Source organism: Streptomyces sp. 11x1, assembly GCF_032598905.1.
In the GTDB taxonomy this organism is placed as follows: Bacteria; Actinomycetota; Actinomycetes; order Streptomycetales; family Streptomycetaceae; genus Streptomyces.
In genome coordinates, this window is the sequence record NZ_CP122458.1 from 1202666 (window position 1) to 1217585 (window position 14920).

Consider the following 14920-nt stretch of genomic DNA (forward strand, 5'->3'; position numbering starts at 1 on the left):
GTCATGACGCCTTTCGCATCGCCCGGCGGGCGTAGACGGCGACCGCCGCGATGATGATCACGCCACGGATCACCTGCTTGAAGAACACGTCGACCTCGAGCTGGTTGAAGATGGCGTCGATGCTCGCGAGCAGCAGCACGCCGCCGACCGTGCCGGCCACGCCGCCGCGCCCGCCGGCCAGGGCGGTGCCGCCGAGCACCACCGCGGCGATCGACTCCAGGTCGTACAGTCCCTCGGTGCCGACCCTCGGTGCGCCGGCGCCGAGGCGACTGGCGAGGTAGACCCCGGCGAGGCCGGCGCAGAGGGCGCACAGCACATGGGCGGTGACGAGGACCCGGCCGCCCCGCACGCCGGAGAGCCGGGCGACCTCCGGGTCACCGCCCACGGCGATCAGGTGATGGCCGAAGCGGGTGCGCGCCAGCACGAACCAGGCCGCGGCGGCGACGGCGAGCAGCAGCAGGAACGACAGGGGCACCGGGCCGAGGCGCTGGTACCCCAGGCCCTGCACCAGGGCCGGTGCGGTCTTGCCGGCCGGGCCGTCGTATCCGTTGTCGAGATATCCCTTCAACAGCAGTCCGACGCCGACGGTCGCGATGAAGGGGTTGATCCGCGCCGCGGTGACGAGCAGGCCGTTGACGAGGCCGATCGTGGCGCTGACGGCGAGCGTCAGGCCGATCGCCGGCAGCAGCGCACCGTCGTCACCGGCCATGGTCTCGGCGGCGACGAGGGTGCTCAGGCTCACCACGTACGCCACGGACAGATCCAGCGAGCCCCCGACGACGACCAGCGTCTGGCCGACCGCGACGAGGCCCAGACCGGCGGCGACGTGCAGCAGGCTCACTGTCGTCGGCACGCTGAACAGCCGGCCGCCGTCGACCGTGACGACGATCCAGCCGATCGCCAGGGTGAGGACCAGCGCGACGAACACGCCGGGCGGGGTCCGCCGGGTCGGCAGGGACAACGCGCGGCTCATCCGGCCGCCTCCCGCGCGGTGCCGACCGCCAGGGCGACGACACCCTCCTCGCTCGCGCCGGCGGGTAGCTCGCCGGCGATCCGGCCGTCGCGCATGACGATGATCCGGTCGCTCATGCCGAGCAGCTCGGGCAGCTCGGACGAGACCATCAGCACGGCGGCTCCGTCGCGGGCCAGTCGACGGACGAGATCGTGGATCGCCGACTTGGCGCCCACGTCGATGCCGCGGGTCGGCTCGTCGAAGAGCAGGATCCCCGGGGCGAGCGCGAGCCACCTGGCCAACACGACCTTCTGCTGGTTGCCTCCGGACAGGAAACGGATCTCCTGGTCCTCCCCTGCGGCGCGAAGCTCGACGGCCGCGAGCAGCTCCCGGATTCGCGCGGTTCGGGCACCGCGGCCGACCCAGGCCGGGCGGACGGCGCGGCCGGCCAACAGCGCGTTGTCGAGCACCGAATGCTCGGCGACGATCCCCTCGCCCTTGCGGTCCTCGGAGACGTAGGCGATACCGGCCCGCATCGCGGCGCGGGGCGAGCGCAGCCGGACCGGCGCACCGTCGACGGTCACCCGGCCGGTGCCGAACGGTGCGGCGCCGAACAGTGCGCGGGCCAGCGCCGACCGGCCGGACCCCTGCAGGCCGCCTACGCCGAGCACCTCGCCGGCGCGCAGCCGCAGGTCGATGCCGCGCAGCTTCCGGTTGCCTCCGCCCCGGACGGTAAGCCGCACCGGGCCCAGCTCCTGCGGCTTCGCCCGGTCGGGGTAGTAACTCGACAGCTCGCGGCCGACCATGTGGCGCACCAGCTGATCCGCGTCGGTGTCCGCGGTGTCCAATGCGGCCACCGCCCGGCCGTCCTTGAGCACGGTGATCCGGCTGGACAGGTCGAAGACCTCCTTGAGGCGGTGCGAGACGTACAGCACGCCGATCCCCTGCGCCTGCAGCCGCCGTACGAGCGCGTAGAGCTGGTCGACCTCGTGGTCGGCGAGCGCCGCGGTGGGTTCGTCCATGATGAGCAGCCGCGCGTCGAGGGCGAGCGCCTTGACGATCTCGACCACCTGTTGTTGCGCCACTCCGAGTCGTCCCACGCGTGTGTCGGGCGGTATCGAGCCCTCCCCGATCGAGGCGAGGAGCTCGGCGGTGTGGCTGAGCATCGCCCTGCGGTCGACGAGCCCGCGGCGCAGGGGCTCGCGGCCCAGACAGACGTTCTCCGCGACGGTGCGCTCGGGCAGCAGGGTCAGTTCCTGGTGGACGATGCCGATACCGGCCTGTTGGGCCTCACGCGGGCTGCGGAAGGTTTGCGGCGCGCCGGCGAACTCGACCGTTCCCTCGTCGGGCTGGTGGACGCCGGACACCACCTTCATGAGCGTGGACTTGCCGGCGCCGTTCTCGCCGACGACCGCGTGCACCTCGCCCGGCCGGACCTGGAGGTCGACGCCGTCGAGCACTCGCACGCCGAGGAACGACTTGCCGATGCCTCGCAGAGCGAGCAGCGGCGACGGCAGCAGGCCAGACATCGTGGAAACCTCTGCATTCGCGTCGTCAGGTCGAATAACCGCGAACTTTCGCCGGCCGCGATGGCGACATCGCGGCCCCGAGGGTAAATGCCTCGATCAGCACCTGGCAATACCACCGGACATCGCAGCAGGATATTCGCCGTTCGAACTGCTCAATGCGGACCCGCGATCAGTCGGCAGCGATTGATACGCCAAAATCTGTTATCAAATCGGCCCGTCCGCAGTCGCACACCGAACCACGAAAACCGATGCACAAAATGCGTTATGGAATCTACCCGACGGCAGTCGCGCGCCGAACCGACCACGATTGATGCGCAAAATGTGTTATGGAATCGGACGCACCCGATTCATATTGACTGTTGCGACACGCCGCTGCATGCTGGCCCGCAGACCACGGGAGACGGTCGCATCTGGTGTGACTCCCCTTGCTTCCGTAGGGACTTGACTGTCCGTCACGGCGGACGGACGACGAGCTGACGGCACGCATGTGCCTACGACGCGCTCGGGCACTCTGACGCATCGGAGGTGCGGCCGGCGCGTGCCCGTGGTCATGCCATCGTTGCTCCGCCGAAATGGGAGACGGCATGCGTCGCATCATTTTTGTCTTCGGGGTGATCGCGAGCGTGCTCCTGTCGCTCGTCGTCGCCCAACCGGCGTCAGCGGCGCCGGCCTTCCGAGCCCTGGTCTTCACGAAGACCGCGGGCTACCGGCACGATTCGATCCCCGCCGGCCTCACGATGTTCCGGGAGCAGGCCGCGGCCAACAACTTCGAGTTGGTCCACAGCGAGGATTCGAGCGTTTTCACCCCGGCGAACCTCGCCACCTTCGACGTGCTCATCATGTTCCAGACCTCGGGAATGGTGTGGACCACGGCGGCCCAGCGTCAGGCGGTGGAGGGTTACCTCGCCGGCGGCAAGGGCATCGTCGCGATCCACAACGCCACGGACATGGGCATCGAGAACGAGTACCCGTGGTGGGACCAGACCATCAACGGCGGAGCGCACATGCCGGAGCACTCCCCCGGCGTGCTGGGCGGCACCGCCATCGTCGCGGACAAGAAGCACCCGTCGACGGCCGGCCTGCCGGACCGGTGGAACCGCAGCGAAGAGTGGTACAACTTCGACCGCAATCCCCGCGGCGACGTCCATGTCCTGGTCACCGCGGACGAGCGCACGTACAACCCGGGCCCCCGCGCCATGGGGCCGGACCACCCCATCTCCTGGTGCCGCAACACCGGCGGCGGCCGCGTGTGGGCCACCGGCATGGGGCACACCGGTGCGGCCTACAGCGAGACCCACTTCCGCAACCACGTCCTCGGGGGCGTCAAGTGGGCGGCCGGCGCCGAACCCGGCGACTGCGGCGGCACGGTGTGGAGCAACTTCGAGAAACGCACCCTCGACGACAACACCGCGGACCCGATGGCCCTCGCGGTCGCCCCGGACGGGCGGGTGCTCTACGTCCAGCGGGGCGGGCAGCTGAAGATCTTCAAACCGACCACCAACAGGACCGTGACAGCCGCCACGCTCAGCGTCTACACCGGCGGCGAGGACGGCCTCACCGGCCTGGCGCTCGACCCCGACTTCGCCGACAACGGCTACGTGTACCTGTATCACTCCCCGGCCGGAGTCCCGAACGACATCAACCGGGTCTCCCGGTTCACGCTCACCGGCGACACCCTGAACATGTCGAGCCAGGTGACGATCATCGACATCCCCGCGACCCGTGACCGCACCTTCGCCGAGCCCGGACACACGGGCGGGTACATCGAGTTCGGCCCCGACAAGAACCTCTACATCGGCACCGGGGACGACGTCCCGCCGAACCTCGACTCCAACTGGCAGGGCTACGCCCCGCTGGACTGGCGGCAGGGCAAGGCCAACCTCGACGCCGCCCGCACCGCCGGCAGCACCAACGACCTGCGGGGCAAGCTCCTGCGCATCCGGCCGTCGGCCGACGGCGGCTACACCGTCCCGGCCGGCAACCTCTACCCGCCGGGCACGGCGCAGACCCGGCCGGAGATCTACGCGATGGGCTTCCGCAACCCGTTCCGCTTCTCGATCGACCCGGAGAACGGGTGGGTCTACCTCGCCGACTACGGCCCGGACCGGAACCCGCCCGCGACGAACCGCGGCCCCGAAGGGCTCGTCGAGCTCAATGTCATCAAGGCCCCGGGCAACTACGGCTGGCCGTTCTGCCACGGCGACAACCAGGCCTACGCGCCCTACAACCCGAGCACCGGCGTCGTCGGCGCCAAGTTCAACTGCAACGCGCCGGTCAACAACTCGCCGAACAACACCGGCCTGACCAGCCTCAAGCCGATCGTCGCGCCGAACATGTGGTACGGCTACGGCGTCTCACCGAACTTCCCCGAACTCGGCTCCGGCGGCTCGGGACCGATGGGCGGACCGGTGTACCGCTACGACGCCGCGAACCCGTCCGAGACGAAGTTCCCGCCGTACTACGACGGGGTCCACTTCTTCTACGAGTGGTCGCGGCACACCGTCAAGGAGGTCCACTTCGACTCCGCGACCGCGGTCACCCGGACCAACCCCTTCATGCCCGCCGCCAAGTTCCTCAAGCCGATGGACATGGAGTTCGGGCCCGACGGCTCGCTGTACCTGCTCGAATGGGGCAACAACTTCTCCGGCGGCAACAACGACTCGGGTCTCTACCGCATCGACTACAACCACGGCGGACGGTCGCCGATCGCCAAAGCCACCGGAACGCCCACCAACGGGAACGCGCCACTGAACGTACAGTTCAGCAGCGCGGGGTCCACAGACCCGGATCCCGGCAGCACGCTTGCCTACCACTGGACGTTCGGCGACGGCACCACGTCCACGGCGGCCAACCCGTCACACACCTACACCGCCAACGGCAACTACACCGCCCAGCTCGAAGTCACCGACAACACCGGCAGGACGGCCTTCGCCAACGTGCCGATCACCGTGGGCAACACCGCACCGACCATCACCCTCACCCTTCCGTCCAACGGCGGGATGCTGGACTTCGGCGACCGCGTCCCGTACAAGGTGTCCGTCTCGGATCCCGGCGGCGCGCCCGTCGACTGCGCCAAGGTGTTCGTCAACCCCGCCCTCGGCCACGACGACCACCAGCACGAGACCACGGACCATCCGGGGTGCTCGGGCACCATCGACACGACGTTGCTGGGCGGGCACCCCGACGGCGCCAACCTGTACTACGTCCTCAACGCCCGCTACACCGACGACGGCGGCCCCGGCGGTGCGAACCCGCTCACCGGGTACGCCCAAGTGATCCTCCAGCCCAAGCACAAGCAGGCCGAGTTCTACACGGACCAATCGGGTGTGCAGATCGTCGAGCAGTCCGGCGCGGAGAGCGGCAAGCGGGTCGGCAACATCTCCGACGGCGACTGGATCGCGTTCAAACCGATGAGCCTGTCGGGCGTCACGAGCGTGAAGTACCGCCTGTCGTCGCCGAGCGGCGGCGGATCGGTCGAACTGCGCGCCGACTCCCCGACCGGCACGCTCCTGGCCACGACACCGGTGCCGAGCACCGGCGGCTGGAACAACTACCAGTCCACGCCGGCGGTGAACACCTCCGATCTCGCCGGCTCGCACCCGCTCTACCTGGTGTTCAGGGGCACCTCGAACAACTGGTTCGACCTGGACTCGCTCACCTTCGGCGGCAACGGGGTCGGCGAACCGGGCAGCGGTGGTGGCGTGGCCGGAAGGACCTGGACGGTCGCAGCACAGCACAGCGGCAAATTCATGGACGTCAACGGCGCCTCGACCGCCGACGGCGCCCAGATCGTCCAGTGGCCGGCCACCGGCGCCGACAACCAGAAGTGGCAGGCCGTCGACGCCGGTGGTGGCGCCGTCCACCTGAAGGCGGCGCACAGCGACAAGTGCCTCGCCGTCGTGGGCGGGTCCACCGCCCAGGGCGCGTTCCTGCAGCAGTCCACCTGCGACAGCGGCAATGCGCAGAAGTTCGTCGTCACACCGACCACCACGGCGGGCGTGTACACGGTGAAAAGCCTGCCCAGTGGACTGTGCGTCGACGTCAACGGCGGCTCGACGGCCGACGGCGCACGGCTCCTGCAGTGGAGCTGCCACAGCGGCACCAACCAACAGTGGCGGTTCACCGCCCTGTAGCCCGGTCCGGACGGGATGCCGGGCGCGGTCGCGCTCCGGGCATCCCTCCCTACGAACAGGTGAGGAACCGCCATGGTGTTCAGGAGAATTCGGCCCCGCCGGTACGGACGGCTGTCTGCACTGGGCGCCGCCCTGGTGCTTGTCGCCGTCGGCGCCACCGCGGTGGCGGCACCGATCGAGCCCGGGCAGAGCGCCCCCGTCGTGGGCGTGCAGTCCGGCCGCTGCCTGACCGTCCCCGGCGCCGGCACCACCAACGGCACCCAGACCCAACTCCAGGACTGCACCGACGCAGCGGGCCAGACCTGGACCTACACCGCCGGCAAACAACTGACCGTCCGCGGCGACAAGTGCCTCGACGCCAGCGGACGCGGCACCACCAACGGCACCGCCGTCATCGTCTGGGACTGCAACGGCCAGAACAACCAGCAGTGGAACGTCAACCCCAACGGCACCATCACCGGCGTCCACTCCGGACTGTGCCTCGACGCCAACGCCGGCGGCACCGCGGGCGGCACCAGGATCATCCTCTGGTCCTGCAACGGCGGCACCAACCAGCAGTGGAACTCGCCGGCCCCGCCGGTGCCGGGCGGCGCGGGCACGTGCGACATCTACGCCTCGGGCGGCACCCCCTGCATCGCCGCCCACAGCACCGTACGAGCGCTCTACGGTACCTACAACGGCAACCTCTACCAGGTCCGGCGCTCGTCCGACAGCACGACCCGGAACATCGGGGTCCTGAGCGCGGGTGGTGCCGCCGACGCGACGACGCAGGACTCGTTCTGCGCGGGGACCACCTGTGTCATCACCGTCGTCTACGACCAGTCCGGCCGCGGAAACGACCTGTGGTACCAGGGATCGAGTGTGGTTCCCGGCTCCCCCCAGAGCCGCCCGGCGGTCGCGACGTCGGAGTCGCTGGCGGTCGGCGGCAGCAAGGCCTACTCGCTCTACATCAACCCGGGCAACAGCTACTGGCGGGACGGCCACCTGACCGGCGTGCCGACCGGCAGCGCACCCGAAGGCATGTACATGGTGACCAGCGGCACCCATGTCAACAGCGGCTGCTGCTTCGACTACGGCAACAGTGAGACCACCCGGGCGGCCGACGCGGCCGGGGCGATGGACGCGATCAATTTCAGCACCCAGTGCTGGTTCGGCGGGTGCGTCGGCACCGGCCCATGGGTCCAGGCCGACCTCGAATGGGGGCTCTACTCCGGTGGCAGTCAGACCTGGAACCCCAACCAGCGGGCCTTCACCAGCAAGTTCGTGACGGCGATGTTGAAGAACAACGGGACGAGCCGTTTCGCGCTCAAGGGGGGCAACGCCCAGACCGGAAGCCTGACCACGCTCTGGGACGGCGCGCTTCCGCCCGGCTACAGCCCCATGAAGAAGCAGGGCGCCATCATCCTCGGCAGCGGTGGCGACTGCTGCAAGCCGGGCGGCGGCGCGAATCTCAGCGCCGGCACGTTCTACGAGGGCGCGATGGTGTCCGGATACCCGTCCGACGCGACCGAGAGCGCGGTACAGGCCAGCATCGTCGCCGCCGGCTACCGCTGAGTCGCGCCATTCATGAAGGAAGGGAGAAACGTGATGCGACAAGGCAGGAACCGTCACCGATGGCGCACGCCGATCGCCGTGGCCGCCGCGCTCCTACTCGCCGCGTTCGGCATCAGCGGCATCTCGCCGACGCCCGCCGCCGCCGACGACGCCCGCTCCGTCGCCGGGAGCGCCGGATGCGGCAAGCCCCCCACCCTGTCGAGTGGTCCCCGCTCGATCCAGAGCAGCGGCAAGACGCGGAACTACATCCTGCGGGTGCCCGCCGACTACGACAACAACCGCCCGTACCGCCTGGTCTTCGGTTTCCACTGGAACGGCGGCACCGCGGGCGACGTCGACTCGGGTGGAACGAGCGGATACCCCTGGTCGTACTACGGCCTGCGAGCCCTCTCGAACAACAGCACGATCTTCGTCGCGCCCCAGGGCCTCGGGAATGGCTGGGCCAACTCAGGCGGCGAGGATCTGACCTTCGTGGACGACATGATCAGGCAGATCGACGCGGGCCTGTGCGTCGACACGAACCAGCGCTTCGCCGGGGGTTTCAGCTACGGAGGCGGCATGAGTTTCGCCCTCGCGTGCGCCCGGCCGACCGTGTTCCGCGCGGTCGCCGTCTACGCGGGCGGGCAGTTGAGCGGGTGCAACGGCGGCACCCAGCCGGTCGCGTACATCGGACTGCATGGTTTGCGGGACCCGGTGCTCCCGATCTCCACCGGACGTTCGCTGCGTGACAGGTTCGTGCGGAACAACGGCTGCACTCCCCAGAACCCGCCGGAGCCGGCGCGGGGCAGCCTCACCCATGTCGTCACGACCTACTCGGGGTGCCGCGCCGGCTACCCCGTGGCATGGGCCGCGTTCGACGCGGGGCATACCCCCGGTCCTGTCGATGGGTCGGCCGGCGACTACGAACCGGGTGAGCGGTCGTGGACCCGGGCGGTGGTGTGGAACTTCTTCACGCAGTTCGACGACACGACGCCCATCCCGACCACGTTCCGGCTGCGCAACGAGGGTGCGGGCCGGTGCCTGGACGTCGACGGGGCGAACGCCGCCAACGGCACACCGCTGATCATCTGGGACTGCCACAGCAACGCCAACCAGCAGTTCACCCAGAACGGTGCGGCGTTGCAGGTGCTGGGCAAGTGCGTGCACGTCCCGCCCGGCGCCGCCGCCGGCACGCGGGTACAGGTCCAGGACTGCGACGGTGGCGCCAACCAGCAGTGGGTCTTCAACAGCAACGGCACGATCCGCAACGCTCAGACCGGCCTGTGCCTGGATGTCAACGGCGCGAGCACCACGGGCGGCTCCGCGGTCATCGTGTGGAACTGCCACGACGGCGCCAACCAGCTCTGGACGCGAGCATAGGCGCACGAGTGAAGGCGGTACGTGACATGTCACGTGCCGCCTTCGCTCCCTCCGTGGCGAGCCGGACCGCCCGGCGGCGGGGCCACCCGTCGTGGTCGCCTCGCCGACGGACCGGTACGGCTACATCGTGATCCACCCGTCGGTGACGCGCAGCAGCAAGTGCTGGGACGTCGCGTCGCCACAGACGCTGCGGCGCGGCGGAGACAGTGACCCGGTCGGTATCACCCGCACCGACCGTCCCCGGCGCCGGCACCGCCAACGGCACCAGGGCCACCCTCTGGTCCTGCAACGGCGGCACCGACCAGCAGTGGAGCCGTCGTTGAGCGGCGGCGCCGTCCTTCTGCTCGCTCGCGTCGGCGGTACCCGGGCCGCTGATGGGCCCTCCAGCCACACACCGACCTGGCCGTCGGCCGGGACCCGGCGTTCGCTGCGCCGTGCGTCCCGGCCTGGGGCGTCGGAAGGGCCACCGCCCACTGGGCGGTGGCCCTTCCGTCGTGCCGCGTCAGCTCAGGGCAGGGACCATTTCTGGTTGGCTCCGCCGTTACAGGTCCACAGCTGCACGAGGGTGCCGTCCGCCGAGTTGGCGCCCGACACGTCCAGGCACTTGCCCGACCGCGGATTGCGCAGCGAGCCGTCCGCGTTCGCCTGCCAGTTCTGGTTGCCGCCCCCGTTGCAGGACCACAGCACGACCCTCGTGCCGTCCGCCGTGCCGTTGCCACTGACGTCCAGGCACTTGCCCAGCGCCTTGACCGTCGACCCCGGCGACACCGTCCACCGCTGCCCCGCCGAACCCGTGCACGACGAGATCTGCACCGCCGTCCCGTCCGCCGAACTGCCGTTCCGGACATCCAGACACTTGCCCGCCAGCCCCGCGATCGGACCCACGCCAGGTGTCGGGCCGCCGCCCAGCTCCTTGATCCGGATGTTGCGGAAGGACACGTCGTCTCCCGTGCCGTGATTCTGGATGCCGATGTGGCCGGCGAGTGAGCGGGCGGGGTCGGTGTTGGTGAAGTCATTGATCTTCACGCCGTTGAGCCAGACCTGGAGCCGCTCGCCCTCCACCAGCAACTCGAAGGTGTTCCACTCGCCCGGTGGGTTGAGCGCCGCGTCCCGGGCGGCCGTGTCCGGGCCCTTGACGGCGTAGATCGAGCCGGTCGTGCGGTCGGGCGCGTCGGTGGCATCGATCTGGACCTCGTAGCCGTTGTCCAGCGCCGACTGCGGATCGGTCGTCGGGGGGAAGCCCACGACCACGCCGGAGTTGTCGTCGCCGGGCATCTTCCAGTCCAGCTTCAGCGAGTAGTTGGTGAACTGCCGGGCGCTGTGCCAGAGCATGCCCATGCCGCCGTAGGAGGCGAGGGTGGCATCCGAGTTGGTGAAGCCGCCCGGACCGGCCTGCGACCAGCCGGTGGTCGAGCCGTTGTAGAGGGCCGTGTAGCCGGTCTCGGGCCGGCAGTCGGCCTTGGTCCGGCCTGCCGCGTACCGGATGCCGCCGAGCAGGTGCGCCCGGAACGCCGGCTCCGCGTACGACGCCTGGCTGTGCCCGCCGCCGGTGTAGAAGGACCGGCCTCCCGACAAGGTCTTGCACCAGCTGTGCGGGTGGTCGGCGCCCATCACGCCGCCCGAGTACGACGACTCGTCGAGCGTGGTGAGCACGCGCGCGGTGGTACGGGGGTTGGTGCGGAAGTCGTACCACTCGTCGGTGCGGGTCCATGTCTGCGGCAGGTGGGCGGTCGCCGCGTGCGCCCGCCCCTCCACCTTGATGTTGGCCTGCTGGACAGCGGGGTGCTGGGCGAAGTAGGCGCCGACCAGTTCACCGTAGAACGGCCAGTTGTACTCCGTGTCCGCGGCCGAGTGGACGCCGACGAAGCCGCCGCCCGCGCCGATGTACGACTGGAACGCCGACTGCTGGGCGTCGTTCAGTATGTCGCCGGTGGTGTTGAGGAAGATCACCGCCTCGTAGCGGCTCAGGTTGGCGGTGGTGAACTGGTTGCCGTCCTCCGTGGCCGTCACCGTGAAATTGTTCGCCGCACCCAGGTCGCGGATGGCCTGGGTCCCCGCCGGGATCGAGTCGTGCCGGAACCCGGCGGTCTTGGAGAACACGAGGACGTCGTAGGCCGTGTCGGCGGCATGGACGGGGCTGGGCTGCCCGAGGAGGGCCAGGGCGGCGAGTGCCGCGACCGCCCCACCGAGCAGGGATCGGGGATTTCTGCGCATGTCCGTCGCTCTCTTCTCGGTGACAGGGATCACGGCAGGGTCCATTTCTGGTTGGCTCCGCCGTTGCAGGACCACAGGTGCACGAGGGTGCCGTCCGCCGAGTTGGCACCGGTCACGTCCAGGCACTTGCCCGACTGCGGGTTGCGCAGTGACCCGTCCGCGTTCGCCTGCCAGTTCTGGTTGGCGCCCCCGTTGCAGGACCACAGCACGACGCTCGTGCCGTCCGCCGTGCCGTTGCCACTGACGTCCAGGCACTTGTTCAAGGCCTTGACCGTCGACCCCGGCGACACCGTCCACCGCTGCCCCGCCGAACCCGTGCACGACGAGATCTGCACCGCCGTCCCATCCGCCGAACTGCCGTTCCGGACATCCAGACACTTGCCCGCCAGCCCCGTGATCGGACCCCCGCCAGGTATCGGGCCGCCGCCGGTTTCGAAGGTGAACGCGTCGACGTCGAAGAGGAATCCGGAACCGCCGACGAAGGTCAGGTAGAGCGTCGTGGTGCCGGCCGGCGCCCCGGAGACCGTGCCGTTGACAGTGGTGAAGGTCGTCCACGAGCCGGTGACCGGGACGGTGGCGGAGCCGAGGACGGTGCCGGTCGGCGAGCCTGCCCGGACCTGAAGGGTGCCGCCCGCACCGGCTGACGCCACCCGGGCGCTGAACGACGTGGCGTTGCTCAGCTTGTACGGCTCGAACGCGATCCAGTCGCCGTTCTCGATGTCGCCGACGGACTTGCCGCCCTCGGCGCTCGACTTGTCGTAGGTGGTGACGCCGGACGATGTCTTGTGGTGCTCGGCCTGCCGGTGCTTCGGTTGCAGGGTGTGCTGCGTGTGTGTGGTGAGCCCGTCGTCGTCGGTGTACTCGGCGTCGAAGACCCCGAAGATGTTCGCCGCGTCGTCGTGCTCACCGTCGACCGGGATGGTGATCGTGCCGGAGCAACCGGTCTTCGAGGTGATCGGGTGGCCATGGCTGTCGTGACCGACGATGTACGTCATCTTGACCCTGGCGCAGTCGACCGTGCCGTCCTCAGGATCCGTCACGGTGACACTGAACGGCACGGTGTCACCGAAGGCGAAGATCTCGCCCGCGGCGGGGCTGTTGATTTTCACGGTCGGCGCGGTGTTGCCGACGGTGATCCGCACATCGGCGGTGCCGGTGGCACCTTGCGGGTCGCGCACGGTCAGCGTGGCCGTGTATTCGCCGTTCGTGTTGTACGTCTTGGTCGGGTTGGCGGCGGTGGAGCTGGTGCCGTCACCGAAGTTCCACGCATAGGTCAGTGCCCCGCCCTCGGGGTCGGACGAGCCGGCCGAGGAGAACGTCACGGTCAGCGGTGCCGTGCCGGAGGTCCGGTTGGCGCCGGCCATCGCCGTGGGCGCGCGGTTGCCGCTGCCGACGTAGTCGAAGCGGTAGAGGGCGGAGTACTGGTCGCCCTGGTAGAACCCGGAGCCATAGTCCAGCACGTAGTAGGAGCCGTCCGGTCCGAACGCCGAGTCGATCACCTGCTTGCCGGTCCAGGGGAAGCTGTCGATGGTCCCCGGGGTGCCGTCGGTGTTGAGGTGGATCGGCTTGATCCAGCCGCGACCGAACTCCGTGGCGAAGAACTGCCCGTCGAACGACTGGGGGAACTTCGTGGGCGCGGTGACGGCGGGGTCGTAGCGGTACACCGGGCCCGCCATCGGCGATTCCGAGCCGCCGCCGAACGCCGACGGGCTGCCGGCGTCGCCGCCGTACCGGATCCAGGCGGGCTTCGCTGCGGGCAGCACGCTCAGGCCGGTGTTGCGGGGCGAGTTGTTCGTCGGACCGCCCGAGCAGTTGTACTTCGCGCCCGCCGAGTTGGCGGCGAAGTCCCACTCGGCGTACGTCTCGGAGTTCGTGTTCGTGCCGGTGCAGTAGGGCCAGCCGTAGTTACCCGGGCCGGTGACGCGGTTGAACTCGACCTGTCCCTGCGGCCCGCGCGCCGAGGTGGAGCCGGCGTCGGGGCCGTAGTCGCCGACGTAGACGATGCCGGTGGCCTTGTCCACGCTCATCCGGAACGGGTTGCGCAGGCCCATCGCGTAGATTTCCGGGCGGGTCCTGGCCGTGCCGGGCGGGAACAAGTTGCCTGCCGGGATCGAATACGACCCGTTCTCGTTCACCTTGATCCGTAAGATCTTGCCGCGCAGGTCGTTGGTGTTGGCGGCGGTGCGCTGCGCGTCGAACGCCGGGTTGCGGTTGGTCCGCTCGTCGATCGGGGAGTATCCGGCGGACTCGAACGGGTTGGTGTCGTCGCCGGTGGACAGGTACAGGTTGCCCGCCGCGTCGAAGTCGATGTCTCCGCCGGCGTGGCAGCAGATACCCCGGTCGGCCGCCACGTCGAGGATGTCCACCTTGCTGGACTGGTTGAGCGTGAAGTCGGCGTTGAGCGTGAACCGGGAGAGCCGGTTGACGCCTTGCCACGCCGACCAGTTGCTGCCGGTGGTCGGTGCGTCGCCTCCCGGCGTGGACAGCGGCGGGGCGTAGTAGAGGTAGATGTGCCGGTTGGTGGCGAAGCCCGGGTCGATGCCGATGCCCTGCAGGCCGTCCTCGTCGTGCGCGTACACGGGGATGTTGCCGATCACCGTGGTGGTGCCGCCCGCGTCCGTGCGGCGCACGGTCCCGTTGCGAGCGGTATGCAGCACCGACCGGTCGGCGAGTACGGCCAGCGACATAGGCTCACCGACCTCCGCGACCCCGCGGGCCAGTTGGACCTGCTGGAAGTCGGCGGCGTTGATCGGGTGTGCCGAGGCCGGGGTCGCACTGGACAAGGCCGCTGTGAGAACGGCCGCGATCAGGAGCAGAGCCGAACCGATGGCCGGCCAACGCGCGGGAGCCCTCTTTATTTTCGTGAACATGACAATGCGGTCCCCTTCCTGAACAGGTGGCTGCCAGGCTTGGGGCGCGCGCTGCCGCGCCGATGCCGTAGCGGGATGCGTCGCTTCGGCCCGCTGGGTGTGCTTCAGCAGGCCACTACGCCGAGCAGGGGCAACGGCTCGGAAACAGGAGAAGTCGATGGTTACCGCGCTGTCGGGTCACATCGACGACCGTGACGGTACACCGACAAGGCTAGAGGGCTTCAGCCCACCGCGTCCATACTTCCCTCCGGACCAGCCAGGCTATTGGACTGTTGTGGAGCCGGTCACGAAGGGCCCGAGCGACTCACC

The 14920-nt window shown here is 69.4% G+C and carries 8 protein-coding genes; 4 read left to right on the forward strand and 4 right to left on the reverse strand.

Annotated elements, in window-relative coordinates; genetic code table 11:
* Position 1 precedes the first annotated feature (1 nt).
* Together P8T65_RS05680 and P8T65_RS05685 are read right to left on the reverse strand one after the other, a co-directional pair.
* Positions 2 to 973, reverse strand: a complete 972-nt coding sequence (locus P8T65_RS05680) for an ABC transporter permease (RefSeq protein WP_316724286.1) — start codon at positions 971 to 973, stop codon at positions 2 to 4.
* The gene (locus P8T65_RS05685) at positions 970 to 2481 is read right to left on the reverse strand and encodes a sugar ABC transporter ATP-binding protein (protein ID WP_316724287.1); all 1512 of its coding nucleotides are present in this window, start codon (positions 2479 to 2481) and stop codon (positions 970 to 972) included. The genes P8T65_RS05680 and P8T65_RS05685 overlap by 4 nt, the downstream gene beginning before the upstream one ends.
* Before the next feature lie 584 nt (positions 2482 to 3065).
* Here P8T65_RS05685 and P8T65_RS05690 point away from each other — a divergent pair.
* From P8T65_RS05690 to P8T65_RS47195, 4 genes are all read left to right on the forward strand, one after another.
* Positions 3066 to 6614, forward strand: a complete 3549-nt coding sequence (locus P8T65_RS05690; protein WP_316724288.1) for a ThuA domain-containing protein — start codon at positions 3066 to 3068, stop codon at positions 6612 to 6614.
* A gap of 72 nt (positions 6615 to 6686) precedes the next feature.
* On the forward strand, positions 6687 to 8168 hold the full coding sequence (locus P8T65_RS05695) for an arabinofuranosidase catalytic domain-containing protein (RefSeq protein ID WP_316724289.1): 1482 nt from the start codon (positions 6687 to 6689) through the stop codon (positions 8166 to 8168).
* 33 nt (positions 8169 to 8201) lie between these two features.
* Positions 8202 to 9527, forward strand: a complete 1326-nt coding sequence (locus P8T65_RS05700; protein ID WP_316724290.1) for a ricin-type beta-trefoil lectin domain protein — start codon at positions 8202 to 8204, stop codon at positions 9525 to 9527.
* A gap of 206 nt (positions 9528 to 9733) precedes the next feature.
* The gene (locus P8T65_RS47195) at positions 9734 to 9850 is read left to right on the forward strand and encodes an RICIN domain-containing protein (protein ID WP_399098394.1); all 117 of its coding nucleotides are present in this window, start codon (positions 9734 to 9736) and stop codon (positions 9848 to 9850) included.
* Between the two features lie 184 nt (positions 9851 to 10034).
* Here the strand turns inward: P8T65_RS47195 and P8T65_RS05705 are convergent, their stop codons facing one another.
* Both P8T65_RS05705 and P8T65_RS05710 read right to left on the reverse strand, forming a co-directional pair.
* Positions 10035 to 11741 (reverse strand): ThuA domain-containing protein, encoded by a 1707-nt coding sequence (locus P8T65_RS05705; protein ID WP_316724291.1) that lies wholly within the window; start codon positions 11739 to 11741, stop codon positions 10035 to 10037.
* Positions 11742 to 11770: 29 nt separating this feature from the next.
* Complete coding sequence (locus tag P8T65_RS05710; RefSeq protein ID WP_316724292.1) at positions 11771 to 14611, reverse strand: carbohydrate-binding protein; 2841 nt, start codon at positions 14609 to 14611, stop codon at positions 11771 to 11773.
* Positions 14612 to 14920 lie beyond the last annotated feature (309 nt).

What these genes read in the sequence shown, in the direction of transcription:
- P8T65_RS05680 (WP_316724286.1), bottom strand. Translation starts at nt 973, where the DNA reads ATGAGCCGCGCGTTGTCCCTGCCGACCCGGCGGACCCCGCCCGGCGTG.
- P8T65_RS05685 (WP_316724287.1), bottom strand. Translation starts at nt 2,481, where the DNA reads ATGTCTGGCCTGCTGCCGTCGCCGCTGCTCGCTCTGCGAGGCATCGGC.
- P8T65_RS05690 (WP_316724288.1), top strand. Translation starts at nt 3,066, where the DNA reads ATGCGTCGCATCATTTTTGTCTTCGGGGTGATCGCGAGCGTGCTCCTG.
- P8T65_RS05695 (WP_316724289.1), top strand. Translation starts at nt 6,687, where the DNA reads ATGGTGTTCAGGAGAATTCGGCCCCGCCGGTACGGACGGCTGTCTGCA.
- P8T65_RS05700 (WP_316724290.1), top strand. Translation starts at nt 8,202, where the DNA reads ATGCGACAAGGCAGGAACCGTCACCGATGGCGCACGCCGATCGCCGTG.
- P8T65_RS05705 (WP_316724291.1), bottom strand. Translation starts at nt 11,741, where the DNA reads ATGCGCAGAAATCCCCGATCCCTGCTCGGTGGGGCGGTCGCGGCACTC.
- P8T65_RS05710 (WP_316724292.1), bottom strand. Translation starts at nt 14,611, where the DNA reads ATGTTCACGAAAATAAAGAGGGCTCCCGCGCGTTGGCCGGCCATCGGT.